This window comes from Nisaea sp., from assembly GCF_965216895.1.
Classification (GTDB): Bacteria; Pseudomonadota; Alphaproteobacteria; order Thalassobaculales; family Thalassobaculaceae; genus Nisaea.
In genome coordinates this window covers 1,015,693-1,040,617 of the sequence record NZ_OZ244205.1, presented here as the reverse complement: position 1 = coordinate 1,040,617, position 24,925 = coordinate 1,015,693, and the positions used below count along the sequence as shown (strand labels likewise).

Sequence of the window (24,925 nt, the reverse complement as noted above, 5' to 3'; positions counted from 1 at the left end):
ATTTGCCGTGCCAGCTTGAGCCCGTCGGAGTGCGGAGGACCTGGATGACCCGACGGTTCATGTTGCTGTGCGCGCTGCTGCTTCTCGTCGCCCGTCCGGCAGAGGCGGCGGAGCGCGAGGTCGCCGTCATCAATATCGGCTGGCATACCGGGATCGCGCTGAGAGTCGCCGATATTGATCCGGCTCTGATCCCCGAGACGCGCCATTTCGCGCGCTTTGTGTGGATCGAGTTCGGCTGGGGCGATGCGAAATTCTATCGCACCCGGGACCCGGACATTTCCGTCTATCTTTCAGCGGCCTTCGGCGGCAATCGGGCGGTGATGCATCTGGTTGGCATGCATCCGGAGCCCGGCGAATATTTCCGTTCCTCCGAAGTCATCCGAGTGCAGCTGAGCGAGGCGGAACATCGGCGCCTGCAATCCTTTATCGGTAGCAGCTTCGAGCGCCGTCAGGGCGGCGCGGCGCTTGAGCCGGTCGGGCACGGGCTCTATCCGGCAAGCCTGTTCTTCGACGCGCACGGCAATTTCAGTCTCGTCAACACCTGCAACAGCTGGGTGGCGCGCGGTCTCGCCGGGACGGGCCTGGAAATCGATCCGGACGGCATCGTCCGGGCGGAGGGTGTGATGGACGCATTGCGGGCGGCGCTCGCCCGGCGCTAGTCTTGGCGGGTCGATTCTCCTCAACGGGACACATCATGCAGGTCGATCTCAATTCTGATCTGGGCGAGAGCTGGGGCACCTACGAACTCGGCGCAGACGCGGAGATGCTCGGTATCGTCTCCAGCGCCAATGTCGCCTGCGGCTTTCATGCGGGCGATCCGACCGTGATGCGTGAGACGGTGATCCGGGCGCGCGACGGCGGCGTCGGGATCGGTGCCCATCCGGGCTATCTCGATCTCTGGGGCTTCGGACGGCGCCGCATCCAGGGCGACAGCCTGCACGATCTCGAGAAGATGGCTGCCTACCAGATCGGCGCCCTGATGGGGCTGGCGGCGCTGGAAGGCGCGAAGGTGACGCATGTGAAGAGCCATGGCGCGCTCGGAAATGTCGCGGCGGAAGATGACGAGGTCGCTCTGGCGATCGCGAAGGCGGCGAAGGCGGTCGATCCCGACCTCATATATGTCGTCATGCCCGGCATGGCGACGGAGCGGGCGGGCGCAAAGGTCGGGCTCAGAATGGCGCGCGAAATCTATGCCGACCGCGCCTACCAGGCGAACGGCAATCTGGTGCCGCGGAGCCAGCCCGGCGCCACCATTCACGACGCGGAGGAGGCGGCCGCAAACGTGCTGCGCATGATCGAGGCGGGCGCCGTCCTGACGGAGGATGGCGGGCGCATCGAGGGTCGGATCGACACGATCTGCGTCCATGGCGACAACCCGGCGGCGGTGGCGATGGCGAAGACGCTCCGGGAGAGGCTCGAGAGCGCCGGTCTTTCCATATCGCCGTTTCACTCTTTCGTCTGACCGCTTTCCCTTCTGCCGCCCGGCCGCATCCGGCATAGTTCGGATAAGAACAAGGCCCGGGGGAGGCAAGGCATGGGTTACGTACAGGCGAAGGACGGGGTCGCGCTCTATTCCGAGAGCACGGGCGAGGGCACGCCCGTTGTCTTCGTGCATGAATTCGCGGGCGACCATCGGAGCTGGGAAGGCCAGGTCCGGGCGCTTTCCCGCTACTACACCTGCATCAGCTATTCCGCGCGCGGCTACACGCCGTCAGACGTGCCGGAGGATGTCGCGAGCTACAGCCAGGAGAAGGCGCGGGACGACATCCTCGCCGTGCTCGATGGACACGGTATCGAGGCGGCGCATATCGTCGGTCTCTCCATGGGCGGATTCGCGACCCTGCATTTCGGCCTCGCCTATCCCGAACGCGCTCTCTCGCTCGTTGTCGCCGGCTGCGGCTACGGCGCCGACCCGGAGAAACGCGGTGAGTTCAAGGCCCAGTCGGGCGCGCTCGCGGACCGGATCGAGAGCGAGGGCATGGACAAGGTCGCGCCCGGCTACGCGCTGGAGCCGGCCCGGGTCCAGCTGCAGAACAAGGACCCGCGCGGCTGGGCCGAATTCGCCGCCCAGCTCGGCGAGCATTCCTCGAAGGGGTCGGCCAACACGCTGCGCGGCGTGCAGGCCAACCGGCCTTCGCTCTGGGAACTGGAGGAGCAGATGCGCGCGCTCACCGTGCCGACCCTGATCGTCAATGGCGACGAGGACGAGAGCTGCCTCGAGCCCGGTCTCTTCATGAAGCGCTGCATCCCGTCCGCCGGCCATGCCATGTTCCCGAAGACCGGCCACACCCTGAATCTGGAGGAGCCGGAGCTCTTCAACCGCACCATCCTCGACTTCTTCCACGAGGTCGAGGCCGGCCGCTGGGCGCTACGCGACCCGCGCTCGCTCAAGGGCGGTACGCTCGGACGATAGGGAGATAGCCATGACCGACCTTCCCATCCTCGAACTCCGCCGCATCGAGGCGAACGTGATCAAGCCGATCTACGAGGAGATGGTGGCGGAAATCGGCAAGACCGCCGCGCAGAAGATCCTCGGCAACGCGATCCGCAAGGCCGCCATCGCACACGCGCAGACTTTCGCCGAGCGCGACGGCCCCGAGCGCGACATGCGCAGCTTCCAGGCGCTCTACAGCCTCTGGACCCATGGCGGCGCGCTGGAGACCGAGGAACTGGAGCGGACGGAGGAAAGCTTCCACTTCAACGTCACCCGCTGCCGTTATGCCGAGATGTATCGAGAGATGGGGCTCGGCGAAATCGGCCATCTGCTCTCCTGCAACCGAGACGGCAGCTTCTGCGAGGGCTATTCCGACAAGATCACGATGGAACGCGGCCAGACCATCATGGGCGGGGCAAGCCATTGCGATTTTCGCTACCGCTACGAGGCGGAGTGAGCGTGCCGGTATGACCGACCCCGTGCGCCTCTCCCTGATCCATGCGACGCGGCTTGCCATCGGCCCGGTCGAGGCAGCCTTTGCGGAACTTTGGCCCGAGGCGGAGCTTGTCTCGCTCCTGGACGAAGGCCTCTCGATGGACCGCGCGAAGGAGGCGGAGCTCTCGCCGGAACTGGCGGCACGTATCGTCGCGCTCGCGCGCTATGCCGAGGGCAACGGTTCGGCTGGCATCCTCTATACCTGCTCCGCCTTTGGCGCGGCGATCGAGAAGGCCGCGCTGACATCGCCGCTGCCGGTGCTGAAGCCGAACGAGGCGATGTTCGAGGAGGCCTTCGCCCACGGGTCCCGCGCGGCGATGATCTACACTTTTCCGGCGGCGGCGGAGGGCATGGCCGAGGAATTCCGTGCGGAGGCCGCGCGGCGCGGCTCGGATGCGCGCCTGACCGTGCATTTCGCCGAAGGCGCGCGGGACGCACTGGCCGAAGGCGACACGGAGACCCACAACCGCCTGATCGCCGAGGCGGCGGGCCGAACGGCGGAGACGGACGTCATCCTGTTGGCGCATTTCTCCATGGCCCCCGCGACGCCCGGCTGCCGCGCCGCGACCGGACGGCCGGTGCTGAGTGCGCCGGCAGCGGCGGTACGGAAGCTAAGGGCGCTGGTGGAGCCGTGAAGGTGACGTTGCGCAAGCGCCTCCAAAGAGCATCGCGCCGGAGGGCCGTCCGATGACGGATCATCCGAGTCTGGCGACCGCGAGGGAAATCCAGGCGCGCGCGCAGACCGCCGAGGTGCGCGACCTGCTCGCACACTGGATATCCATTCATCCGGGGGACCGGATCCCGGCGCGGGCGGATTTCGATCCGCTGGACATCCCTCGGCTCCTTCCGAACCTCGTGCTCACCGACGTGGAGCGCGATCCCTGGCGCTTCCGGGTGCGGGTCATGGGGACGGCGGTGGTCGAGGCGATGGGTGAGGATTTCACAGGCCGCTATCTCGACGAGGTCTGGCCCGACGCCGGAAACCAGCTGCTGATCCGCGACCGGATCGCGGTCGCGGAATCCGGCCTGCCGAACTACCGCTACGGGAAGTCGGCGACCCGGTTCCGGCTGGACTTCGCCCCGCTTGAGCGCGTGTTCCTGCCCTTTGCGGCGGACGGCGCGAAGGTCGACGTGATCCTGAGCGCCATCGTCTACATGCAGGCGGGGCCGGAGGGGTGATGGCGATCTACAAGACCTGTCCCCTCTAGCTCGTGCGCGGACGCCGGGAGCGAGGCGAAGCGGCGGGGCGCCACGGTGGCCATTTTCGTCCGGTTGAAGCGGATCATGATCTCCTCCCCGGCCGTCGGGCTGTTTCCGGTGCGGTCAGATCCCGCTCGGACTCATAATCTGCGGATCATCTCCGTCACCTGGGCGACCGTGATCCCGTCCATCAGGCTGGAGACCTCCTCTGGCGCGCGCCGGACGCGTTCCATGAGGGCGTCGGCGTTCTCCGGCGTCCGGACCACATGGCCGTTCTTTCCCCAGGGACGGTAATGCCGGTCGTTTGTCGGACCGAAAAGTCCGATGGTCGGAATGCCGGTGGCCGCCGCGAGATGCATCATCGCGGAATCGTTCGCTACCATGAGCCGGCACATTTTCAGCAGTTCGTAAGTCGACAGCACGTCCAGACCGAAGGCATCGATCACGCGGCCTCCGCCGGACGCACCGGCCCCTTCCGCGAGGAGGGCGGCACCCGCCTCCCGTTCGTCGGCGCCGCCGACAAGCACGAAATCGGTGCCGGGACCGTAGCCGTCCATGGCGCGGATTTCGTCGGCGAGCGCGGCGAACCGCTCCGCCGGCCAGGTCTTGCCGGCCCAGTTCGCGCCGACGCAGAGCGCGACCGGCCGCGTCGCGCCGGACAGCGCCTGCTCGGCCTCAGCGCGATGCCGTGGCGCGGTCCAGATCACAGGATCGAGCGGCCCGGTTCCGAGCATCGCGCCGTTCAGTTCGACCCGGTGCATGCCGCTCCGGTCCTTCGGCACGCTGAAGCGGTGCCCGGCGCGTACCAGCCAAGGCATGGCGGAGCGGCGCAAATCCGCGACGGCGCGCCATTTTCGCGGCGCCATAGCGCGCCAGAGATCCCACCAATGTCCATGGCGGGGTCGCTTTCGGATGACGTGGAGCTTTTCGAGGTTCGGCACCTCCCCGAAGACCAGCGAGGCCGGCCCGCCACAGGCGACGGTGATGCCGTCGTCGGGATAGAGCTCGTGCAGATGGGAGAGCGCACCGGTCGAAAGGATGGCGTCGCCGATGCGGGTCGAGGTGATGAACAGAATAGAAATGGAAACTCTCAGGTTTGATGCGTGATCGGCGCGGACGGCGGATTCGGGTTCAAATTACCTCAATCCGCCGCCGCTGATCCAGCCGGAGTTGGCAAGGGCGCGCCGATGGGCTCCTGACCGTGCGCGAACGCGGGGAGCGAGGCGAGAGGAAGGACGGGCGCGACGTGGGGGCGAACGGGACCATCGGGCATGCGGGGCAGGTCACGGTATCTCGTTCCGGCGCGTGCGACGCCGGCGGACTCTGGAAGAATGCAGGCCGTCCGGGCGGTTCCGGCACCCTCATTGTCAGGTGCTGGTCGTCGATCATCAAATATTGAAAATTATGTTCTTCGATACACGTGGTGGTTTTGTGTAGGCTGTTCACCATGACGATGGATGCTGCGATCGGATTGCTGCGTTACGGCGTGTTGGTCTGGCTGCTTGCCATGATGGGGGTGGTTGCCTGGGGCATTCTAGGTGGACGCATCCACACGGCGGGCATCCTGACGGACCGGCTCGGCGCCGGACGGGTTGTGAACCTGCACCGGGTGCAGATGTTGCTGGTCTTCGTTTTCGTGGTTGCGGCTTATGTGAAGACGGTCGCCGAGGCCATGGGCGCCGCCGTGCCGCTGACGCAGATGCCTGATCCGCCGGCAGCGATGACCGAGTTGCTGCTGGCGAGCCAGGGCGTTTATCTCGGCGGAAAGGCCGTAAACCGGCTGTAGCGGCCGAAACGACAGGGGGATCAAGCATGACACCGAACATCATCGCCATATATGTGAGCCTCGCGGTCTGCGCCCTGCTGCTCTGCTTCGGTCTCGTGGTGCTCTACAAGATCGTCACCGGAAAGATCGATCTGACCTATCTCCTGTCGGAAACCACCCGGGACCCGTCCGCGCCGCCGAACGCGCCGCCCAAGGCCTCGCTGTCGCGCTTCCAGTTCCTGATTTTTACCTTCGTGGTGGCGGCGCTCTACCTCGTGCTCTGCATCGAGGCCGGGACGCTGATCGACGTGCCGAACGGAACCCTTGCGCTGCTCGGGATCAGCGGCGGCGGCTATCTGGTCTCCAAGGGGCTGGGTTCGAAGGCACCGACGCCACCCGCACCGCCCGCGCCTCCGGCGCCGCCGCAATGACCTGCCGGACCGTCTTTCTCACCCTGATCTTTGCCGCCGCCTTTTCCGCTGGGGCGACGGGGGATGACGGCTTTCCGCCCGATCCGGCCGGGCGCTGCGCGCGGTTGCATGCGGATACGGGGATCCCGGCCTACAAGGGCGATTTCGACGCGGACGAGCGGCGGATGATCTGCCACGCGGGCTATCTGCTCTCGCTGAACGCTGAAACGCTGCTGCCGGACTGGGTGCTGGAGAGCGTGCCCAAGATCAATCTCAGCGGACCCGGCGACCGCGACAAGAGCAGCTTCAAACCGGATCCGCAAGTCGTCGCTTCGAGCGGCAAGGGCAGGGACGGACCGCTGGTCGTCTGCTCAGACGACTATACCGGTTCCGGCTTCGATCGCGGGCATCAGGCGCCGGCGGCCGATTTCAAATACTCGCAGGAGCGGACCGACGAGAGTTTCTACATGACCAACATGGCGCCGCAGATCGGGATCGGTTTCAATCGCGGCATATGGCGCAATCTCGAGACCCAGGTGCGGGACTGGACCGAACTGCGCGGCAAACTGACGGTGATCACCGGGCCGGTCGAGAAAGCGCCGGAATTCGACGTTCCCGTGCGGGGCAAGCTGATGAGGCGGCGCTGCGGCGACCGGGAGAAGTCGATCGCTGTGCCCGAAGCGTTCTACAAGATCGTTTATCAGGACCAGCCGCGCCGGGTGATCGCCTTCCTCCTGCCGAACGTGAAGCTCGACTGGCACGAACTGCCGAACTATCGCACGACGGTCGCCCATATCGAGGACCTGACCGGGATCGATTTCTTCACCCGTTTCAGCCTGCGCGACCAAAGGGTTCTGGAGACAACGCTGGCGCCGATGTGGGCGCGTTGAGCCGCCGTCAGGCGGCTGGATGGACGATCTCAAGAGGATTGGCTCAATATTTGCTTTCCGAATGATCCGCACACCTTGGATCAGTCGGATGAATTCCTCATGAGCACAGCTCCCGCACCGAAAGCGCACGATGTCCCGGGTTTTGCCGGCTCGCCGGACGACTTCGAAAAGCCGCAGAGTTCCGATGGTCCTGAGCCGTGCTCGGATCCCGGCATGCGGCCTTGCCTGGAGGAATGCCTTAACGCGAAAATGACATCCGTACGTGACCGCATCCGGGAGATGGAGGCGCCGAGAACGGTAGGAACCGCCGATGGCTGGAGCGCGGCGGAATTGGGCGCGCCCTCCTACTGGGCCGCGATGATGGATTTCGACGGCTGGCTCGCGCTCCAGTCCGATCCGGACTCGCCGCTCGGCCGCATTTTCGGCGGCGCGGGGATGGCGGAGGAACGGATCCGCCTGCTCGAGGAGGCGGGACCCGACAGCCCGTCGGACGTGGCGCTGGTTTTTGCCTCGAAAACCGTTGGGATCCTCGGCCATGTTGCGGACGAGGGCGGTGTCGCCTCACATGCGGACGCCGAGATCCTGCGCTGGATCGCCGACCAGGCCAACGAGTTGCGCCTCACGGGTCAGGCGCGCATCGACTACCTCAGGGATCAGGGCGCCGAGGCGCTGAGGACGATTTATCGCGATCTCGAGGTCGTCGATTACCGGGCCGGCGAGCGGCCCTCGAAACGGGATTATATGGCGCGCTGGTACCGCGGGGTCGATATAGACCGTGATCACGCGACGCTGCTGTCCGTCGCGCACGCGCAGCTCGAACTGGCCCGGACCTTGGAAAGGTCTCGGTTGCAGGACCGGGAAATACTGATCGACTTTGTCGCGCGGATGCTCACGGCCGCACCGTCGGAAGCCTAGGCCGCCGGCTGGTCCCTCAGGTCCCGGGCGCGGCGGCATCCGGGGGAGGCGTTGTCGCCCTCATGCCGGGCGTGCATCCGGCATCGCGTCCAGCGCGGCCTGAAGAATATAGGCCGCCGCGAGCTGGTCGACCCGCTCGGCGCGTTTCTTTCGTGTCATGTCCGCGTCCACCATCGCGCGCTCCACCGCCATCGTGCTCATACGCTCGTCGAAGAAGGCGACGGGCAGGTCGATGCGCAGGATCAGTTCGCGGGCGAAATCTCGGGTCGATTGGGCGCGCGGGCCCTCGGTGCCGTCCATGTTCAGCGGCAGGCCGATCAGGAAGGCGCCGACATTGCGTTCCTCGCAGATCACGGCGAGGCGCTCGGCGTCCTTGGTGAACTTGCGGCGCTGGATGGTCTCGATCGGCGAGGCGACGGAGAGGAAGGGGTCGGAGACCGCGATACCGATGGTCTTGGTGCCAAGATCGAGGCCCAGAATACGGCTCATCGGGCGCATCAGACCGGGCAGGTCGGCAGGGTTGCAGAATGTCATGTGCCAGTGATACCTTCCGCCACCGTTTTTGGCCCTGTGCCTTGTGTCCGGGGCAATCGCGAATTTCCGCATACTCACGGAGAGCCTTATCCGATGTCGCTTGACAAAGCCACTGTCGCGAGGATCGCGCATCTCGCGCGCATCAGGACCGACGACGCGCAGCTCGACGCCCTGGTGGGCGACCTCAACAACATTCTCGGCTTTGTCGAGCAGCTGAACGAGGTCAATACCGACAATGTCGAGCCGCTGGCGAGCGTCACCGGGCACGGCCTTCCGATGCGCAAGGACGAGGTGACCGACGGCGCCTATCCCGACCGGGTGCTGGCGAACGCGCCGGAGCGGGCGCACGGCTATTACGCGGTTCCGAAGGTGGTCGAGTGATGGGCGATCTTCTCAACATGACCCTGACGGAGGCGCGCGATGCGCTGATGTCGAAGCAGATCACCTCCACCGAGCTGACCGAGGCCTATATCGGCGCAATGGCGGAGGGCAAGGGCCTCAACGCCTTCATCACCGAGACGCCGGAAAAGGCGCGCGAGATGGCGAAAGCCTCCGACGCGAAGCTGGCGAAAGGCGAGGGCGGGGCGATGGAAGGCCTGCCCATCGGCATGAAGGACCTGTTCTGCACCAAGGGCGTGCTGACCACGGCGGCCTCGCACATTCTCGACGGTTTCACGCCGGAATATGAATCGACCGTCAGCCAGAATCTCTGGGATGCCGGCGCGGTGATGCTCGGCAAGCTCAATCTCGACGAGTTCGCGATGGGCTCGGCCAACATCACCAGCTACTACGGGAACGTCGAGAATCCCTGGCGCCGCGAGGACGGCGGCAACCAGAAGCTGGTGCCGGGCGGCTCCTCCGGCGGCTCCGCGGCGGCCGTATCGGGTCGTCTCGCGATCGCCGCGACCGGAACCGACACCGGCGGCTCGATCCGCCAGCCGGCGAGCTTCTGCGGCATCGTCGGCATGAAGCCGACCTACGGGCGCTGCTCGCGCTGGGGCATCGTTGCCTTCGCCTCCTCGCTCGACCAGGCGGGGCCGATCACCCGCACCGTCAAGGACGCGGCGCTGATGCTGGGTGCGATGGCCGGTCACGATCCGAAGGACTCCACCTCGGCCAATCTCGCGGTGCCCGATTTCGAGGCGGCGCTGACCGGCGACGTCCGCGGCATGAAGATCGGCATTCCGAAGGAATACCGCATGGAGGGCATGCCGGAGGAGATCGATGCGCTCTGGAAACGGGGCGCCGAGATGCTGAAGGACGCCGGCGCGGAGATTGTCGACATTTCCCTGCCGCACACCAAATACGCGCTCCCGACCTACTACATCATCGCGCCGGCCGAGGCCTCCTCGAACCTGGCGCGCTATGATGGCGTGCGCTACGGCCTCCGCGAGGAGGGGGGCAACCTGATCGAGATGTACGAGAACACCCGCGCCGCCGGATTCGGCGACGAGGTGAAGCGCCGGGTGCTGATCGGCACCTACGTGCTCTCGGCCGGCTATTACGACGCCTATTACCTGAAGGCGCAGAAGGTCCGCGCGCTCCTGAAGAAGGATTTCGACGACGCCTACGGCCAGGTCGACGCGATCCTGACCCCGACGGCACCGTCGGCGGCCTTCGCCATCGGCGAGAATCAGGATGATCCGATCAAGATGTACCTGAACGACGTTTTCACCGTTCCGGCGAGCCTTGCCGGCATTCCCGGCATATCCGTCCCGGTCGGCCTTTCCGGAGACGGCCTGCCGCTCGGCCTGCAGCTTCTCGGCAAGCCGTTCGACGAGGAGACCGTGCTGAAGGTCGGTCACGTTCTGGAACAGGCGGCGGGCTTCGATGCCGTGCCGGCCTTCCGCGCGGGAGGGAAATGAGATGAGCGAGGCGAAGTCCAACCTGATCCAGGGCACCACCGGTGAGTGGGAGATCGTGATCGGTCTCGAGGTGCATGCCCAGGTGACCTCGAAGTCGAAGCTTTTCTCCGGCGCCGCGACCGATTTTGGCGCCGAGCCGAACACCCAGGTCTCGCTGGTCGACAGCGCGATGCCCGGCATGCTGCCGGTGATCAACGAGGAATGCGTGCGCCAGGCCGTGCGTACCGGCCTCGGACTGAAGGCCGAGATCAACCGCTTCAGCGTCTTCGACCGCAAGAACTACTTCTATGCGGACCTGCCGCAGGGCTACCAGATCAGCCAGTACAAGCAGCCGATCGTCGGCGAGGGCGAGATCGAGGTCGACTTGGCCGATGGCGGCACCAAGACGGTCGGGATCGAGCGGCTGCATCTCGAGCAGGATGCGGGCAAGTCGATCCACGACCAGAGCCCGTCCCAGAGCTTCATCGACCTGAACCGCTCCGGCGTCGCGCTGATGGAGATAGTCTCCCGGCCCGACATGCGCTCGGCGGCGGAGGCGGCGGCCTATGTCAAGAAGCTGCGCTCCATCCTGCGCTACCTCGGCACCTGCGACGGCAACATGCAGGAAGGCTCGATGCGGGCCGACGTAAACGTCTCCGTGCGCAAGCCGGGCGAGGAATTCGGCACCCGCTGCGAGATCAAGAACGTGAACTCGATCCGCTTCATGCAGCAGGCGATCGAGTACGAGGCGCGGCGCCAGATCGAGATCATCGAGGACGGTGGCACCATCGACCAGGAAACCCGCCTGTTCGACGCCAATCGCGGCGAGACCCGTTCCATGCGCTCGAAGGAAGAGGCGCACGACTACCGCTACTTCCCCGATCCGGACCTGTTGCCCCTGCAGTTCAGCGAGGATTTCGTCGAGGCGGAGAAGGCCAAGCTGCCGGAACTTCCCGACGCCAAGAAGGCCCGCTTCATGTCCGATTGGGGGCTCAGTCCCTATGACGCCGCGATCCTGGTCGAGGAGCAGGCGACGGCGGCCTTCTACGAGAAGGTCGCCGAGGGCCGCGATCCGAAACTGGCGGCGAACTGGATGATCACCGAGCTGTTCGGCAACCTCAACAAGGCCGGGCTCGAGCTTTCCGAGAGTCCGGTCGACGAGGCCAAGCTCGGCGGCCTGATCGACCTGATCGCCGACAACACGATCTCCGGCCGCATCGCCAAGGACGTCTTTGCCGAGATGTTCGAGAGCGGCAAGGACGCCGCCGCGATCGTCGAGGAGAAAGGGCTGAAACAGGTCACCGACACCGGCGCGATCGAGGCTCTGATTGACGGCGTGATGGAAGCCCAGGCCGACAAGGTCGCGGAATACCGTTCCGGCAAGGACAAGCTCTTCGGCTTCTTCGTCGGCCAGGTGATGAAGCAGAGCCAGGGCAAGGCCAACCCGGCGCTGGTCAACGAGCTGCTGAAGAAGAAGCTCGCGGGGTAGGCGGCTTGAAATATCCGATGGAGAAGGCGGCCCGGTCGGGGCCGCCTTTCTCTTTTCTAGCGTCGGGTCGCCAGTGCCAGTCCGTCGACCACGGCGGTGAAGGCATCCGAGGTCAGGATCTCTGCGTTCGGGCAGAGCGCTCCCACTTCCTCGCTGACGAAGCGCATCAGGCTGGAGCCGCCGACGAGGATGACGCGGCCGATCTGGTCCGGCGCGATCTCCGCCATACGCAGCGTATCGGCGGCGGCATCGCGGAGCAGGCTGCGGTTCCTCTTGAGTGACGCGTCGAGGCTTTCCGGCGTTACGGTCGTGCCTAGCCCGCGCCCGATGAATTCCATCCCGATCCGCCCGGCCCGTTCCGCGCCGTTGGCATCGATCTTGCCGCGTTCGACGGCGAAGGCGAGTTCGTGGCCGAGATGTCGGTCCAGCACGGCCAGCAGCCGTTCGATCTTGCCGCGTTCGACCGCGAGCCGGGCCATCTCCGCCACCATGCGGCGGGTCTTGGCGTTGTAGAGGAAGGGGATCGTCGCCCAGGTGGCGAGTTCGGAATAGATCGTGTTCGGCACCGGCAGCAGGCCCTCGCCGAAATCCCGCCGCAGCGCGCCGCCGAGGCCGAGCAGGGGCATCGCGTGGTCCATCGAGACCGCATGGTCGAAATCCGTCCCGCCGAGGCGAATACCGTGGTTCGCCAGGATTTCCAGCCCGCCGCCCGTCGTACGGAAGACCGAAAAGTCGGAGGTGCCGCCGCCGATATCGACGATCAGGCCGGTATCTTCCGCCGCGCCGAGGCCGTGGCTGGCGAGCGCCGCCGCTTCCGGCTCGGCGAGAAAGGCGACCTCCTCGAAGCCGGCAGCGAGATAGCATTGGCGCAGATCCGCCTCGGCCAGCGCGTCTTTCTCCGGATCGGCCGTGTGGAAATGCACCGGGCGTCCGGAGAGCACCTTGCGAAATCTGAGGCCGGTCCGGGCTTCGGCGCGCTCGCGCAGTTCGGCGAGGAAGGCAGCGACGACGTCGGAGAGGGTTCGCCGCCGGCCGCCGAGTGTGCGCGGTTCGTGCAGCAGCGGCAGGCCGAGCACGCTCTTCAGCGCGCGCATGTAGCGGCCGTCCTCGTCTTCGATAAGCGCGTCGGCGGCGGCGGCGCCGATCAGCATGCCGCGCCCGTCGAGCGGGAAGAAGACTGCTGTCGGAAATGTGGCCTCACCGCCCTCGATGGGGATCTGTTCGATCTTGTGATCGGAGCAGATCGCCGCGGCGGAATTGGAGGTGCCGAAATCGATCGCGAGAGTGTCCGTTCGCATGGCGCTACTCGCTTCAGGGGCGATTGGTGGAAGGCATGGAGTGATTGGATTACTCGGACCTGCCAGAGTGTGCCCCGGCGGCGAGGGGACGACGTCTATACAGAACTTCACGCAACGAAGGAAGAGGGGCGGGCGCGTCATTCTCTCCGTGGTTTCCGCGATGCGGACAAGGCCTCCGTACCGTGGTGATAGGGGCGATGTTATAAGCAGCGCAGCATTTACGGACATAGTCAGAACAGGGGATCAGAACATGGCTGGAAATTTCCCGCTCAAAGTCACGCTGCCGCTCGCCAAGGCGGAAATCATCGCCGATGAAGCGCTGCGCGTCGCCACCGAAGAGAAAATGCTGCCGATGACCGTTGTCGTGCTCGATGCCGGCGGCCAAGTGGTCTGCATCAAGCGGCAGGACGGCTCCGGGATCGGCCGGGTCGAGATCGCGACGGCCAAGGCCTGGGGCGGGCTCGGTTTCGGGGAATCCTCGCGCAATCTCGGCGTGCGGCTGAAGGAACGTCTCGGTTTCCAGGTCGCCGCCGCCGCCGCGTTCGACGGCCGTATGGCCGCAGTGCCGGGGGGGGCGATGATCATGGAGGACGGCGCCATTGTCGGAGCCGTCGGGGTCAGCGGCGATCTCTCCGAAAAGGACGAGTATTGCGCGGCCAGGGGGATCCAGAAAGCGGGCTATACGAGCGAGCCGGCCGAACTCGACGAGAGCTGGCGCTGACAACTCGTTCTGTTGTCATCCCCGCTGCCGGGAGAATGACGAGATAGAGAAAAACCGCCGGTATCTCTCGATGCCGGCGGTTTTCTGTATTCTACGGTGACCCGATATAGCGACCCATTAAGCTCTTGCCGCGACGAATCCCCAGCTATTCGGGTTGGCGATCGGCTCGCCCTTGATCGCCATCACCAGGCCGGTGCAACAGCGCAGCACGAACCAGGCGAATAGCGCAATGCCGGCGACCGCCATGAGCGCCATGGCGAACATGCCGAGCGAGGTTGCCAGCAGCATCAGAATGGCCGCTGCGATGCCGAACCCTATGCTGTAGAGGAGGCCGAGCCAGAACGTGTATATCTGGAAGGTATAGTGCGTGTAGAGGCCGTAATCTTCCTGTTCCCGGCTCGTATAGGCGAGAATCACGGCGATGATCGACGTGATCCCGACGACGATGCTGGCGAGGTAAAGCGCGTATATCGCGATCGGCATTCCGGCGCGTCCCTTGACCGGCGGCATGCGCTGTTCGCCTTCGGTTCCGGTCTCCGGAACGGTTTCTGTTTCACTCATTCGCCTATCCCCCAACATGATGCTGCCGCAACGATATGTCGCCGATAATGCGGCCGCAACTCTTCGGTGTCGGCGGGCGACCGGACTCAACGCAATGGGGCGAGGACAAACGCATTCCGCCGCGGTCTGTTCCGGAAACGCGAGGGCAATGACGGGCTCTGTGCTCGGACGTGGATCACGCAGGATGACGGGGATGAACTGGGCCGAGACCCCATGCGCGCCATCCCGAAGGATGCCGGGATCCCACTTTGAAGAGCCGCAACTCGCCCTTCCACTTCAGCCCGGGCTTTCTGGAGGGGACTTGCCGTTCCACAAGATCCCGGTCTGCGGCCGGCACGACGTTGGAGAGCGGCTAATCAGAGCCAGTAGGGCGACGGACCGTAGAGCTCGACCAGGAAGTCGACGAAGGCCCGCACTTTCGGCGAGAGGTGGCGGCCGCTCGGATAGACGGCGTAGATCGGCACGTCCTCGCGGACATATTCGTCGAGCAGTGTGACCAGCTTGCCGGTCTTCACGTGCTCGCCCGCCATGAAGGCCGCGAGCATGGCAAGACCGCCGCCGGCCAGCACGGTCTGCAGCACCGAGTCGCCGTTATTCATGGCCAGCGTGCCGCGGGCACGCAGGATCTTCTGCTGGTTGTCGACCATGAAGTGCCAGTCGTTGATCGGGTTACCCGGAGCGTAGGTGATCAGCGAGTGGTCGCTCAACTGGTCCGGCGTTTCCGGCTTGCCCCATTTCGTCACATAGTCCGGGCTGGCGACGATCATGCGGTGATTGACCGCCAGCTTGCGGGCGATGAGGCTCGAATCCTTCAGCTGCGCGATCCGGATGGCGAGATCGATCCCCTCGTCGACGAGATCCACCACGCGATCGTTCACGAGCAACTGCACCTCGACTTCCGGATAGCGGTCGAGGAACTCGGGCAGATGGGGCGCGACATGACGGTGTGCGAATGTCGTCGGTGCCGTCACCTTCAGCAGGCCGCGCGGCGCCGAGTGGGCCTGGGAGACGGCGATCTCCGCCTCGTCCACGTCGGCGAGGATGCGCTTGCAGCGTTCGTAATAGGCGGAACCGACCTCGGTCAGGCTGACCCGGCGGGTGGTGCGGTTCAGCAGCCGGACCCCGAGCCGATCCTCCAGACCCGAGAGTTGTTTGCTCACAACCGAGGGAGAGACGTTGAGGGTTCTGGAGGCACCGGCGAGACTATCGTTCTCGACCACGGAGCAAAAAACCTTCATTGCCGTCAAAGTGTCCATTTCAGCCTGCTTCCAGAATGCGATGTGGAATTATTCATTCGTTATAGGAACCAATACGATGCTTTAAAAGAGAATTATCAGTTTGCGTGGCCGTTTCATAAACTGACAATAACAGTGCTCGTTGATCGACCTGTTCAATTGCCCCGCCGGGACATGATGTCCGAATTCGTGGTTTTGCCCCTCAATGCCACGTATCGGTAGACCCACCCGATAGGTCTCCAACCTGCCAGGACGGAGATCCGGACAAATGGGCCGGCATATTATGAGGCTGCAGCGGCTTCCAATCATAGGGGATCGCTGCAGCCTTATTTGTGTCCGGAGGCGTCATGCTGCCGGACCGGGCATTCCCCCCGAACGTGCCTCGTGCTAGAGGCTACACGCGGCGCGGCATCCGCCCTGCCGGACATTCATCCATCTCGCCGGAGCCGGCAATGCGCAACAACGATCTGAAACCCGAAACCCTTGCCGCGCAGGCCATGGGGCATGTCGACGAGACCACCGGTGCGGTGACGCCGCCGATCCATCTCGCGACCACCTACGAGCGCGCGGCGGACAACGCCTATCCGAAAGGCTATGTCTACACCCGCAGCGAGAATCCGACCTACGATATCGCCGAGGAACTGCTGGGGCGGCTTGAGAACGGCGCCGGGGCTCTGATCTTCTCCGCAGGTATGTCTGCCGCCGTCGCCCCTTTCATGACCCTGCGCCCGGGCGATCATATCGTAGCCCCGACGGTGATGTACTGGGCTTTGCGCAACTGGCTGGTCAATTTCACCGCCCAGTGGGACATCGGCATCGATTTCTTCGACGTGAACAAACCCGAGAGCGCTGCGGACCTGGTGCAAAAGGGCAAGACCAAGATCGTCTGGATCGAGACCCCGGCCAATCCGCTCTGGGACTGTCTCGACATTGCCTGGTTCGCCCAGCTCGCGCATGGTGCCGGTGCGCGGCTTTGCGTGGACTCGACGGCGGCGACCCCGGTGATCACCCGGCCGATCGAGCATGGGGCCGATCTCGTCATGCATTCGGCGACGAAATACCTCAATGGCCACAGCGACGTGCTCGGCGGCGCGCTGATCGCCGCGAAGGAAGACGAGTGGTGGACCCGGATCCGCCGCGTGCGGACCGACCACGGCATGGTCATGGGGCCGTTCGAGGCCTGGCTGTTGCTGCGCGGCATGCGGACCCTGCATCTGCGCGTGCGCAAGGCGTCCGAGAACGCGCAGGCGATCGCCGAACATTTCCACAATCACCCGAAGGTCGCCTCAGTGCTCTATCCGGGCCTGCCGACCCATGTCGGGCACGACGTCGCACTGAGGCAGATGGAAGGCGGTTTCGGCGGCATGCTTTCGCTCCGCATCGCCGGCGGGGAGAAGGCGGCGGTCAAGGTCGCGGCCAATCTCGAGCTGATCCATCGGGCGACCTCGCTCGGCGGTGTCGAGAGCCTGGTCGAGCACCGTGCCTCGATCGAGGGCGAGGGTACACCGGTACCGTCCGACCTGCTGCGCTTCTCGATCGGGATCGAGGACGCGGGTGACCTGATCCAGGATCTGGAGCAGGCGCTCGACACGCTATAGCTCACTCTCGGACGCGCGGATCACGATGCCCTCACAGGCAGGTGCGGAACCGTGATTAGTGTGGTCCCTCAAGTTCCCTAGACTGATTCTCGGGGCTCCAACGAGAGTCCAGGCGCTTCCGGCGCTTCAACTAGAATCTTCTGGAGGAACCATGGGCCACTTACTGCGGATATCCGTTGTCGCGGGTGGACTCGCTGCTGCTGTTTTCGCCTCCATCGATGTTGCGGAAGCTACAGCGTGCACTGCTGGCAAGCCCCGCGCTGAAATGAGCGAAGCAGATGCCCAGGCTGTCTATGATTGCCTGAAGGGCGCGATGTACGAGAACTACAACAAAGGCAGCAAAGGGTGGATCCCGTCCGAGTTCGTGAAGGACTACCGAGACTGGAAACTTGCGAACACCGCGCCGGCCGCGCCCGGGTTCCACGGCGAACGCTATCTGATGACCTGGGTCAACCCGACCGGATACGACGCATATTCCGAGTTTCGCGACGAGGATGTGAAGATCCCCGTCGGCACGATCATTGTGAAGGAATCCTTCGACGTCGCGGAGGATGGCACGGCCAAGGCCGGCCCACTCTTCATCATGCAGAAGGTTGAGAAAGACCGCTCTGTCGAAACCATCGACTGGTTCTACATGATGGTGTCACCCGCGGGTGCGCCGGTCGCCGTCGACGTGATCTCGGCCTGCAGTGATTGTCACAAGGACAATTTCGGCCATCAGGGCGGGCTCGGCTATCCGGTGCCCGACGTCAGGGTCGGGAACTGAAGGGCGCGATCCCGGACGTTGGGACGGGATGCCGTCAAGAGGATGATCAGGCGGCTCTTGCCGCCTGAATAGCTCCCCAGACCTTTTCCGGCGTCGCCGGCATGTCGATATGCCTCACGCCGAGCGGCGCCAGAGCGTCGACCAGAGCGTTCATGATCGAGGGCAGGGAACCGGCGCAGCCGGCCTCGCCGCAGCCCTTGGCGCCGAGCGGGTTGGTCGTCGCCGGAACCGCGTGAGTGGCGAAGGAAAAGTTCGGAACGTCCGAGGCGCGCGGCAGGGCGTAATCCATGAAACTGCCGGTCTGCAGCTGGCCTTCCTCGTCGTAGAGCGTATGTTCCATCAGCGCCTGGCCGAGGCCCTGCACGATGCCGCCATGGGCCTGTCCCTCGACCAGCAGCGGGTTCACCACGGTGCCGAAATCGTTGACCATGGAATAGCGGTCGAGGCGGACCGTGCCGGTTTCCGGATCGACCTCCAGCTCGCAGACATGGCAGCCGTTCGGGAAGGCCGAGGGCGCGTTGTCGAAGACATGGGCGACGCTGAGATCCTTCGGCAGGTCGGCCGGAAGGTCGACGCGCGTCCGGGTCTCCGCCGCCAGTTCCATGACGCCGATGGTCCGGTCCGTGCCGGCAACCTGGAAGGCGCCGTTCTCGAAGGCGATGTCTTCCACGGCGGTCTCGAAGACATGGGCCGCAAGTTTCTTGCCTTTCTCGATCACGATGTCGCTCGCCTCGAGGATCGCCGCGCCGCTCGCCATGATCGACTTGGAACCGCCGGTGCCGCCGCCGGCAATCAGCTCGGCGCTGTCGCCCTGGATCAACCTGATTTTCTCGAAGGGCACGCCGAGTTTCTGGTGCAGCACCTGGGCGAATGGCGTCCAGTGGCCCTGGCCGTAGTCGAGTGTGCCGGTGATGATGGTGACCTCGCCGTTCTCCTCGAAACGGATGCCGCCCATCTCCTGTTGTACGGGTGCGGTGACTTCGAGATAGCAGCCGACGCCGCGTCCGCGCAGGAAGCCTTTCTTGGCGCTTTCCGCCTTGCGCGCTTCGTAGCCGTTCCAGTCCGCGCCCTCGACCGCCTTGGCGAGGATCGTCGGGAAGTCGCCGCTGTCGTAGTTCATGCCGTTGGCGGCGGCGTAGGGGATTTCCGTCGGCTGGATCAGATTGCGGCGGCGCAGTTCGATCGGGTCGATCCCGGTTTCCCGCGCGGCGGTCTCGATAAGCCGCTCCATGTAATAGTTCGCCTCGGGCCGGCCGGCGCCGCGATAGGCGGTGATTGGTGTGGTGTTGGTGAAAACCGCCTTGGTCGCGACCTCGATCAGCGGCAGCCGGTAGACACTGCTGCTGTTCTTCAGCGTGTTCAGTGTCGGCATCATCGGCGAGACGGCGGAGAGGAAGGCGCCGACATTGCCGTAGCCGGTGATGCGCAGCGCGGTGAAGCGGCCCTCGGCGTCCAGCGCCAGTTCCGCCGTCATGTCGTGGTCGCGGCCATGGCAGTCGGAAAGAAAGCTGCCCGAGCGGTCGTCTGTCCATTTCACCGGCCGGCCTAGGACCTTTGCCGCATGCAGCACGCAGATATATTCCGGATAGGCGCCCGCCTTCATGCCGAAGGAGCCGCCGACATTGCCGGTGATGACATGCATCTTCTCGGGCTCGATGTCGAAAATCTGCTTCGCCAGTGTGTTCATCATACCGAACACGCCCTGGCAGCCGACATGCAACTCGTAGGTCTCGCTTGCCGGATCGAAGGCACCGACCGCCGAGCGCGGCTCCATCGCGTTGACCACGATGCGGTTGTTGCGCAGGGAGAGTCTCGTGACGTGCGCCGCGGACGCGAGCGCGGCGTCGACCTTCGCCGTTTCGCCATATTGGTAGTCGAGAGCGACGTTGCCTGGAATTGACTCGTAGATCTGCGGCGCACCGGCCCCTGCGGCGGCGCGGGCGTCGGTGACGGCGGGCAGGGGATCGATATCCAGTTCCACCAGTTCGGCGGCGTCGCGGGCCTGGGCAGCGGTCTCGGCGATCACGATGGCGACCGGGTCGCCGACGAAGCGGACCTTGTCCGTCGCCAGCGCAGCGCGCGGAACATAGGTGATCGGGCTGCCGTCGCGGTTCTTCAGCGGCAGGCCGCATTTCATCGTGCCGAGCCCGGCAGCCGCGAGATCCGCGCCGGTGAAGATCGCGATCACGCCGGGCATGGCCAGGGCTTCGGCGGTCTCTATGCCGTTCAGGGTGCCGTGGGCATAGGGGCTGCGGACCATCACGCCATAGGCCTGGCCCTGGAGATTGATGTCGTCGGTATAGGCTCCCTGTCCGCGCAGGAGCCTCGGGTCCTCTGAACGGGGCACGGACTGCCCGATCCCGAATTTCATCGTCCCGAGCCGGTTTTCATCGACGATCGAGTCCATGTCGCAAGCTCCGTTTGAGGCGCGAAGATAAAGGCGGATGGTCTTATACCCGATGGTAGCGCGGACGCGCCGCCAGACAATAGGCGAGCCATGTTAACATTTGTTCGCACTGGATTTTCCGAATTTTTGCAACTGCGAAAGGCTTGGACAGTTTCGACACCCGGCGTTACGGTCCGGCAGACCTCTCAAATGGTGTTCCTGACATGCTGAAGACGGCGCTTTTCCAATTACCGAAAGGCGGACTGGTGGTATTGCTGGCGGCGCTCGCCGCCTTCGCCCCCATGTCGATCGACATGTACCTTCCGGCCCTGCCGGAAATCGCGCGCGACCTTGCGGTACCGGCGCGCGAGGTGCAGGCGACTCTGGCCGTCTTCCTCGCCGGATTTTCCGGGGGCATGCTGATCTACGGGCCGATCTCGGACCGCTTCGGCCGGCGGCCCGTCCTGCTTGCGGGGATCGCGCTCTTCATCGTTTCCTCGCTCGCCTGCATGCTGGTGGCGGAGATCGACGGACTGATCGCGGCGCGTCTCGTCCAGGCGATCGGCGGCGGGGCCGCCTCTATCCTCGCGCGCACCGTGGTCCGGGATCTCTATCCGCCGTCCGAGGCGGCAGGTGTGCTGTCGCTGATGATGATGCTGACGACGCTGGCGCCGATCCTGGCCCCTCTCGCCGGGGCGGCATTGCTGGAGTTCGCCGACTGGCGGGCAATCTTTGCCACCCTGTTTATCTTCGGCTCGCTCGCCTTTATCCTGGTGGTGCTGATGTTGCCCGAGACCTATTCGCACGAAGAGCGCGGAGCCATCAGTCTGATGCAGGCGCTGGGTGCGTACCGGTACATTCTCGCCGACCCGCCCGCCTTTGGCCTGACCGTTGCGAGCGCCTCAATCTTCGGCGGCCTCTTTGCCTATATCTCCGGCTCCTCCTTCGTCTATATCGAGTTCTTCGGCCTGACGCCGGCACATTACGCCATGCTGTTCGCGATAAACTCGGTTGCGATCATGGTCACGGCCTTTTTCAACAGCCGCCTCACCAAACTCTTCGAACTGAAGTCTCTGCTCTGCGCGGGCGTTCTGATCGCGGCCGCGGCGGGACTCTATCTCGTCATCCTGGAGCGCTCGGGCGTTGCCGGACCCTACTCGGTCATGGCGGGGCTGATGGTCTTCGTCGCCATGGTGCCGATCCTTGGTGCCAACGGTACGGCGCTCCTAATGGCGCGCTATCCGAAGAATGCGGGCGCCGCGGCCGCGACGCTCGGCGCCGCGCAGTTCGGCGGCGGCGCGGTCGCGGCCATGGCGGTCGGCGCGCTGCATGACGGCACGGCCTATTCCATGTCCGCGGCGATGGGCGGGGCCGGGCTGCTCGCGGCGGTGTTCTTCTTCGGCCTTGGCCGCAAGCTCTAACGCGCGGCGGCGCGAATCAGATCGCTGGCCTTCTCAGCGATCATGATGGTCGGCGCGTTGGTATTGCCTGAGGTGATGGTGGGCATCACGGAGGCATCGGCAACGCGGATGTTCTCGAAACCCTTCAGTCTCAACTCCGGATCGACGACTGCGCCTTCGTCAGGACCCATGCGGCAGGTGCCGATCGGATGGAAGATCGTGGTCCCGATCTGGCCCGCCGCCTCTGCGAGGGACTCGTCGCTGTCCGAAAAGTCCGGACCCGGCTTGAATTCCTCCGGGCTGTAGGGCGCGAGCGCCGGCTGCGACGCGATCTTGCGGGTAATGCGGATCGCGTTCGCCGCAACCTTTTTGTCCGCCTCGGTCGAAAGATAGTTCGGCTTGATGGCCGGAGCGGCCATCGGATCGGCGCTCTTGATCTCGACCGTCCCGCGACTCTCGGGACGCAGGTTGCAGACGCTGGCGGTGAAGGCGCCGAAGGGGTGCAGCGGCTCGCCGAAAGCGTCGAGCGAGAGCGGCTGCACGTGATACTCGAGATCTGCCGTTTCCTTCGAGGGATCGGACTTGGTGAAGAGCCCGAGCTGCGAGGGCGCCATGGTCATCGGGCCGCGTTTGAAGAGCGCGTATTCGAGCCCGATGCCGAGCTTGCCGAGCAGAGAGTTGGCCCGCCGGTTCAGGGTCTCGACGTTGGAGACCTTGAAGGCGCAGCGGATCTGCAGATGGTCCTGCAAATTGCCGCCGACGGAAGACTTCGCCTCCCGTACCGCGATGCCGTGGCGCTTCAAGAGGGCCGGATCGCCGATGCCGGAAAGCTGTAGGATCTGCGGCGAGCCGATGGCGCCGGCGGAGAGCACGAGTTCGCTGCTGCAGGTGGCCGTCGCATCCTCGCCCTTGACGGAGAGCGAAATGCCGGTGCAGCGCGCGCCGTCGAACAGCAGCGTCTTGGCCTGAGCGTGGGTCACGATATGGAGGTTCTGCCGGCTCCGGACCGGTTTCAGGAAGGCAGTCGCCGCGCTCCAGCGGATACCCTTCTTCTGATTCACATGGAAATAGCCGACGCCTTCGTTGTCGCCGCGGTTGAAATCATCGGTCTCGGGAATGCCCGCCTCGACGGCCGCTGCCTTGAAGGCGTCCAGGATCTCCCAGGAGAGCCGTTGGCTCTCGACCCGGAGTTCGCCGTCCGCGTTCCGGTTCCCGTTACGGCCCTTGTCGCCGCGCACATGGAAGCCTTCCGAGCGGTCGAAATAGGGCAGTACATCGTCCCAGCCCCAGCCAGGATTGCCGAGCTGGCGCCACTGGTCGTAGTCGCGCGCCTGGCCGCGCATGTAGATCATGCCGTTGATGGAGGAGCAGCCGCCGATAACCTTGCCGCGCGGATAGTTCAGCGCCCGTCCGCCGAGCCCGGCTTCGGCCTCGGTCTTGAAGAGCCAGTCGGTGCGCGGATTGCCGATGCAGTAGAGATAGCCGACGGGGATGTGAATCCAGTGGTAATTGTCGTCGCCGCCCGCTTCCAGCAGCAGGACTTTTTTCGACGGGTCGGCGGAGAGCCGGTTCGCCAGCACGCAGCCGGCGCTGCCCGCGCCGACGATGATGTAGTCGTAGGTCCCGAGATCCCTGGCCACGGTCGTTCCATCCCCGATATATGTTTCTTTTAAGTCTCGCAGGCGCTTCGGCGGCGGGCAAGCGCCGCCGCGCAGTCCGGGCGAGGTCAGCCGACCAGAGCCTGATAGACCAGCGTGCGTAGCTCGCGGCGCAACGGATAGGACGAGGAGGGCATCAGCTGGGTCATGTGCACGACGCTGATCTCCTCCTGAGGATCGATCCAGAACCCGGTTGACGCGACCCCGCCCCAGGCCCATTCGCCGGCCGAGCCCAGCACTTGCGCCTCGGCCGGGTTCAGCACCACCGATCCGCCAAGGCCGAAGCCGATGCCCTTCATCGGCATCTCGCTGAAGACCGACTGGCCCATCGAGGCCATGTCGCCCGGCAGATGGTTCATCAGCATCATCTCGACCGACTTGCGGCCGAGCACCGGGTCCTCGCCGCCGCCACCGTGGGTGCGGATCATCTCCATGAAGCGGAGATAGTCGAAGGTTGTCGAGCAGAGCCCGCCGCCGCCGGAGAACATCGTGACGGAATTGGCATACCGGCTGTCCTCGATCTCGTCGACGCGCCGGATGCCTTCGTCCTCGGTCTTGGCGTAGCAGGCGCTGAAGCGGTCCAGCTTGTCCGCCGGGACGGCAAAAAAAGTGTCCTCCATGCCGAGCGGCCCGAAGATGTGGTCGTGCAGATATTCGGCGAGGCTCATGCCGGAGGCGGTTTCCACCACACGGCCGAGGACGTCGGTCGAGACGCCATAGTTCCAGCGCGTGCCGGGTTCGAAGACTAGCGGGATCTCGGCCAGCTTCGCGACGGTCTCGTCGAGCCGGCCGTGCTTCTCGGAGAAGTCGATCTTCGCCTTGCGCAGCGCTTTGCCGACCGGTCCCGGATCGAAGATGCCGTAGGTCAGGCCCGAGGTATGGGTCAGCAGGTGATGCAGCGTCGGCTGGGTCCGGGCGACGCTTGTGCTCTCGCCATCCTCGCCGAGCACCTTCAGGTTGGCCAGCTCGGGAATATGCTTCGCGACCGGATCGTCGAGCTGCAGCTTGCCGGCTTCCAGAAGCTGCATGATCGCCGCGCTTACGATCGGCTTGGTCATGGAATAGATCCGGTGAATGCCACTGGGCTCCGCCTTGAGGCCGTTCTCCACGTCGCGGTCACCCGTCACCTCGTGGAAGACGATCTCGCCACGGCGTGCGATCAGAGTTTCCGCGAACGGCAGTTTCCCGCCATCGACATAGTGCGCCATCCAGTCGCTGATGCGCGAGAGTCGCGCGGCGCTGAAACCGTGTTTGGCGGGCTTGGCGGTCTTGAAGTCGGTCATGGGGCAAGGTCCGGAGGCAAGTGGGATCGCGAGAAGGAGGCGA

General features: G+C 64.9%; 25 protein-coding genes. 17 read left to right on the top strand and 8 right to left on the bottom strand.

Annotated elements, in window-relative coordinates:
- Nucleotides 1–44: 44 nt before the first annotated feature.
- The 6 genes from ACOOE1_RS04985 (at nt 45) to ACOOE1_RS04960 (ending at nt 4,108) form a co-directional block, all read left to right on the top strand.
- The gene (locus tag ACOOE1_RS04985; RefSeq protein WP_420405237.1) at nt 45–659 is read left to right on the top strand and encodes a DUF2459 domain-containing protein; all 615 of its coding nucleotides are present in this window, start codon (nt 45–47) and stop codon (nt 657–659) included.
- Between the two features lie 35 nt (nt 660–694).
- Nucleotides 695–1,462, top strand: coding sequence for a LamB/YcsF family protein (locus ACOOE1_RS04980; protein WP_420405236.1), 768 nt, complete (start codon nt 695–697; stop codon nt 1,460–1,462).
- Nucleotides 1,463–1,534: 72 nt separating this feature from the next.
- On the top strand, nt 1,535–2,413 hold the full coding sequence (locus ACOOE1_RS04975) for an alpha/beta fold hydrolase (protein ID WP_420405235.1): 879 nt from the start codon (nt 1,535–1,537) through the stop codon (nt 2,411–2,413).
- A 10-nt stretch (nt 2,414–2,423) separates the two neighbouring features.
- A complete protein-coding gene (locus ACOOE1_RS04970) occupies nt 2,424–2,891 on the top strand; it encodes an L-2-amino-thiazoline-4-carboxylic acid hydrolase (protein ID WP_420405234.1) in 468 nt (155 codons plus the stop codon).
- Nucleotides 2,892–2,901: 10 nt separating this feature from the next.
- Nucleotides 2,902–3,564 carry an aspartate/glutamate racemase family protein gene (locus tag ACOOE1_RS04965; RefSeq protein WP_420405233.1) on the top strand — a complete coding sequence of 221 codons (663 nt, stop codon included), beginning with the start codon at nt 2,902–2,904 and terminating at the stop codon, nt 3,562–3,564.
- A 52-nt stretch (nt 3,565–3,616) separates the two neighbouring features.
- A complete protein-coding gene (locus ACOOE1_RS04960) occupies nt 3,617–4,108 on the top strand; it encodes a PAS domain-containing protein (protein WP_420405232.1) in 492 nt (163 codons plus the stop codon).
- A gap of 161 nt (nt 4,109–4,269) precedes the next feature.
- Here ACOOE1_RS04960 and ACOOE1_RS04955 read toward each other — a convergent pair whose 3' ends face one another.
- A complete protein-coding gene (locus tag ACOOE1_RS04955; protein ID WP_420405231.1) occupies nt 4,270–4,995 on the bottom strand; it encodes a glycosyltransferase family 9 protein in 726 nt (241 codons plus the stop codon).
- Nucleotides 4,996–5,576: 581 nt separating this feature from the next.
- Here ACOOE1_RS04955 and ACOOE1_RS04950 point away from each other — a divergent pair.
- The 4 genes from ACOOE1_RS04950 to ACOOE1_RS04935 all read left to right on the top strand — a co-directional run bounded on the left by ACOOE1_RS04950 (nt 5,577) and on the right by ACOOE1_RS04935 (nt 8,109).
- On the top strand, nt 5,577–5,915 hold the full coding sequence (locus ACOOE1_RS04950; RefSeq protein ID WP_420405230.1) for a hypothetical protein: 339 nt from the start codon (nt 5,577–5,579) through the stop codon (nt 5,913–5,915).
- Between the two features lie 26 nt (nt 5,916–5,941).
- Complete coding sequence (locus tag ACOOE1_RS04945) at nt 5,942–6,325, top strand: hypothetical protein (RefSeq protein ID WP_420405229.1); 384 nt, start codon at nt 5,942–5,944, stop codon at nt 6,323–6,325.
- On the top strand, nt 6,322–7,194 hold the full coding sequence (locus ACOOE1_RS04940) for a DNA/RNA non-specific endonuclease (RefSeq protein WP_420405228.1): 873 nt from the start codon (nt 6,322–6,324) through the stop codon (nt 7,192–7,194). The genes ACOOE1_RS04945 and ACOOE1_RS04940 overlap by 4 nt, the downstream gene beginning before the upstream one ends.
- A gap of 249 nt (nt 7,195–7,443) precedes the next feature.
- On the top strand, nt 7,444–8,109 hold the full coding sequence (locus ACOOE1_RS04935; protein ID WP_420405227.1) for a hypothetical protein: 666 nt from the start codon (nt 7,444–7,446) through the stop codon (nt 8,107–8,109).
- Between the two features lie 60 nt (nt 8,110–8,169).
- On the opposite strand, the gene ruvX is transcribed toward ACOOE1_RS04935, so the two are convergent.
- Nucleotides 8,170–8,643 carry a Holliday junction resolvase RuvX gene (gene ruvX / locus ACOOE1_RS04930; RefSeq protein ID WP_420405226.1) on the bottom strand — a complete coding sequence of 158 codons (474 nt, stop codon included), beginning with the start codon at nt 8,641–8,643 and terminating at the stop codon, nt 8,170–8,172.
- A 93-nt stretch (nt 8,644–8,736) separates the two neighbouring features.
- Here ruvX and gatC point away from each other — a divergent pair, with 93 nt between their 5' ends.
- Genes gatC through gatB form a run of 3 tightly spaced genes read left to right on the top strand, consistent with a single transcriptional unit; the run spans nt 8,737 to nt 11,976 of the window.
- Nucleotides 8,737–9,024, top strand: coding sequence for an Asp-tRNA(Asn)/Glu-tRNA(Gln) amidotransferase subunit GatC (gene gatC, locus ACOOE1_RS04925; RefSeq protein ID WP_420405225.1), 288 nt, complete (start codon nt 8,737–8,739; stop codon nt 9,022–9,024).
- Nucleotides 9,024–10,508, top strand: coding sequence for an Asp-tRNA(Asn)/Glu-tRNA(Gln) amidotransferase subunit GatA (gene gatA, locus ACOOE1_RS04920; protein ID WP_420405224.1), 1,485 nt, complete (start codon nt 9,024–9,026; stop codon nt 10,506–10,508). The genes gatC and gatA overlap by 1 nt, the downstream gene beginning before the upstream one ends.
- 1 nt (nt 10,509) lies before the next feature.
- The gene (gatB, locus tag ACOOE1_RS04915) at nt 10,510–11,976 is read left to right on the top strand and encodes an Asp-tRNA(Asn)/Glu-tRNA(Gln) amidotransferase subunit GatB (RefSeq protein ID WP_420405223.1); all 1,467 of its coding nucleotides are present in this window, start codon (nt 10,510–10,512) and stop codon (nt 11,974–11,976) included.
- Between the two features lie 56 nt (nt 11,977–12,032).
- On the opposite strand, the gene ACOOE1_RS04910 is transcribed toward gatB, so the two are convergent.
- Nucleotides 12,033–13,274, bottom strand: coding sequence for an Hsp70 family protein (locus ACOOE1_RS04910; protein WP_420405222.1), 1,242 nt, complete (start codon nt 13,272–13,274; stop codon nt 12,033–12,035).
- Between the two features lie 250 nt (nt 13,275–13,524).
- Between ACOOE1_RS04910 and ACOOE1_RS04905 the strand changes: the two genes are divergently transcribed.
- Nucleotides 13,525–13,995 carry a GlcG/HbpS family heme-binding protein gene (locus tag ACOOE1_RS04905; RefSeq protein ID WP_420405221.1) on the top strand — a complete coding sequence of 157 codons (471 nt, stop codon included), beginning with the start codon at nt 13,525–13,527 and terminating at the stop codon, nt 13,993–13,995.
- A gap of 117 nt (nt 13,996–14,112) precedes the next feature.
- On the opposite strand, the gene ACOOE1_RS04900 is transcribed toward ACOOE1_RS04905, so the two are convergent.
- Together ACOOE1_RS04900 and ACOOE1_RS04895 are read right to left on the bottom strand one after the other, a co-directional pair.
- Nucleotides 14,113–14,556 carry a DUF4870 family protein gene (locus tag ACOOE1_RS04900; protein WP_420405220.1) on the bottom strand — a complete coding sequence of 148 codons (444 nt, stop codon included), beginning with the start codon at nt 14,554–14,556 and terminating at the stop codon, nt 14,113–14,115.
- A 356-nt stretch (nt 14,557–14,912) separates the two neighbouring features.
- Nucleotides 14,913–15,794: a LysR family transcriptional regulator gene (locus ACOOE1_RS04895; protein ID WP_420405219.1), complete on the bottom strand. Its 882-nt coding sequence runs from the start codon at nt 15,792–15,794 to the stop codon at nt 14,913–14,915.
- 449 nt (nt 15,795–16,243) lie between these two features.
- Between ACOOE1_RS04895 and ACOOE1_RS04890 the strand changes: the two genes are divergently transcribed.
- Together ACOOE1_RS04890 and ACOOE1_RS04885 are read left to right on the top strand one after the other, a co-directional pair.
- Nucleotides 16,244–17,389, top strand: a complete 1,146-nt coding sequence (locus ACOOE1_RS04890; RefSeq protein ID WP_420405218.1) for a trans-sulfuration enzyme family protein — start codon at nt 16,244–16,246, stop codon at nt 17,387–17,389.
- A 265-nt stretch (nt 17,390–17,654) separates the two neighbouring features.
- Entirely contained in the window at nt 17,655–18,155 is a 501-nt protein-coding gene (locus ACOOE1_RS04885; RefSeq protein WP_420405217.1) for a cytochrome P460 family protein, read from the top strand.
- Between the two features lie 46 nt (nt 18,156–18,201).
- On the opposite strand, the gene ACOOE1_RS04880 is transcribed toward ACOOE1_RS04885, so the two are convergent.
- The gene (locus tag ACOOE1_RS04880) at nt 18,202–20,562 is read right to left on the bottom strand and encodes a xanthine dehydrogenase family protein molybdopterin-binding subunit (RefSeq protein ID WP_420405216.1); all 2,361 of its coding nucleotides are present in this window, start codon (nt 20,560–20,562) and stop codon (nt 18,202–18,204) included.
- 203 nt (nt 20,563–20,765) lie between these two features.
- Between ACOOE1_RS04880 and ACOOE1_RS04875 the strand changes: the two genes are divergently transcribed.
- The gene (locus tag ACOOE1_RS04875; protein ID WP_420405215.1) at nt 20,766–21,962 is read left to right on the top strand and encodes a Bcr/CflA family multidrug efflux MFS transporter; all 1,197 of its coding nucleotides are present in this window, start codon (nt 20,766–20,768) and stop codon (nt 21,960–21,962) included.
- Here ACOOE1_RS04875 and ACOOE1_RS04870 read toward each other — a convergent pair.
- Both ACOOE1_RS04870 and ACOOE1_RS04865 read right to left on the bottom strand, forming a co-directional pair.
- Nucleotides 21,959–23,581 (bottom strand): GMC family oxidoreductase, encoded by a 1,623-nt coding sequence (locus ACOOE1_RS04870; protein ID WP_420405214.1) that lies wholly within the window; start codon nt 23,579–23,581, stop codon nt 21,959–21,961. The two genes, ACOOE1_RS04875 and ACOOE1_RS04870, sit on opposite strands and share 4 nt — an antisense overlap.
- A gap of 86 nt (nt 23,582–23,667) precedes the next feature.
- On the bottom strand, nt 23,668–24,882 hold the full coding sequence (locus tag ACOOE1_RS04865; protein WP_420405213.1) for a serine hydrolase domain-containing protein: 1,215 nt from the start codon (nt 24,880–24,882) through the stop codon (nt 23,668–23,670).
- Nucleotides 24,883–24,925 lie beyond the last annotated feature (43 nt).

Coding starts and splice junctions, on each gene's coding strand:
- ACOOE1_RS04985 (WP_420405237.1), top strand. CDS start 45: ATGACCCGACGGTTCATGTTGCTGTGCGCGCTGCTGCTTCTCGTCGCC.
- ACOOE1_RS04980 (WP_420405236.1), top strand. CDS start 695: ATGCAGGTCGATCTCAATTCTGATCTGGGCGAGAGCTGGGGCACCTAC.
- ACOOE1_RS04975 (WP_420405235.1), top strand. CDS start 1,535: ATGGGTTACGTACAGGCGAAGGACGGGGTCGCGCTCTATTCCGAGAGC.
- ACOOE1_RS04970 (WP_420405234.1), top strand. CDS start 2,424: ATGACCGACCTTCCCATCCTCGAACTCCGCCGCATCGAGGCGAACGTG.
- ACOOE1_RS04965 (WP_420405233.1), top strand. CDS start 2,902: ATGACCGACCCCGTGCGCCTCTCCCTGATCCATGCGACGCGGCTTGCC.
- ACOOE1_RS04960 (WP_420405232.1), top strand. CDS start 3,617: ATGACGGATCATCCGAGTCTGGCGACCGCGAGGGAAATCCAGGCGCGC.
- ACOOE1_RS04955 (WP_420405231.1), bottom strand. CDS start 4,995: ATGGCGCCGCGAAAATGGCGCGCCGTCGCGGATTTGCGCCGCTCCGCC.
- ACOOE1_RS04950 (WP_420405230.1), top strand. CDS start 5,577: ATGACGATGGATGCTGCGATCGGATTGCTGCGTTACGGCGTGTTGGTC.
- ACOOE1_RS04945 (WP_420405229.1), top strand. CDS start 5,942: ATGACACCGAACATCATCGCCATATATGTGAGCCTCGCGGTCTGCGCC.
- ACOOE1_RS04940 (WP_420405228.1), top strand. CDS start 6,322: ATGACCTGCCGGACCGTCTTTCTCACCCTGATCTTTGCCGCCGCCTTT.
- ACOOE1_RS04935 (WP_420405227.1), top strand. CDS start 7,444: ATGACATCCGTACGTGACCGCATCCGGGAGATGGAGGCGCCGAGAACG.
- ruvX (WP_420405226.1), bottom strand. CDS start 8,643: ATGACATTCTGCAACCCTGCCGACCTGCCCGGTCTGATGCGCCCGATG.
- gatC (WP_420405225.1), top strand. CDS start 8,737: ATGTCGCTTGACAAAGCCACTGTCGCGAGGATCGCGCATCTCGCGCGC.
- gatA (WP_420405224.1), top strand. CDS start 9,024: ATGGGCGATCTTCTCAACATGACCCTGACGGAGGCGCGCGATGCGCTG.
- gatB (WP_420405223.1), top strand. CDS start 10,510: ATGAGCGAGGCGAAGTCCAACCTGATCCAGGGCACCACCGGTGAGTGG.
- ACOOE1_RS04910 (WP_420405222.1), bottom strand. CDS start 13,274: ATGCGAACGGACACTCTCGCGATCGATTTCGGCACCTCCAATTCCGCC.
- ACOOE1_RS04905 (WP_420405221.1), top strand. CDS start 13,525: ATGGCTGGAAATTTCCCGCTCAAAGTCACGCTGCCGCTCGCCAAGGCG.
- ACOOE1_RS04900 (WP_420405220.1), bottom strand. CDS start 14,556: ATGAGTGAAACAGAAACCGTTCCGGAGACCGGAACCGAAGGCGAACAG.
- ACOOE1_RS04895 (WP_420405219.1), bottom strand. CDS start 15,794: ATGAAGGTTTTTTGCTCCGTGGTCGAGAACGATAGTCTCGCCGGTGCC.
- ACOOE1_RS04890 (WP_420405218.1), top strand. CDS start 16,244: ATGCGCAACAACGATCTGAAACCCGAAACCCTTGCCGCGCAGGCCATG.
- ACOOE1_RS04885 (WP_420405217.1), top strand. CDS start 17,655: ATGAGCGAAGCAGATGCCCAGGCTGTCTATGATTGCCTGAAGGGCGCG.
- ACOOE1_RS04880 (WP_420405216.1), bottom strand. CDS start 20,562: ATGGACTCGATCGTCGATGAAAACCGGCTCGGGACGATGAAATTCGGG.
- ACOOE1_RS04875 (WP_420405215.1), top strand. CDS start 20,766: ATGCTGAAGACGGCGCTTTTCCAATTACCGAAAGGCGGACTGGTGGTA.
- ACOOE1_RS04865 (WP_420405213.1), bottom strand. CDS start 24,882: ATGACCGACTTCAAGACCGCCAAGCCCGCCAAACACGGTTTCAGCGCC.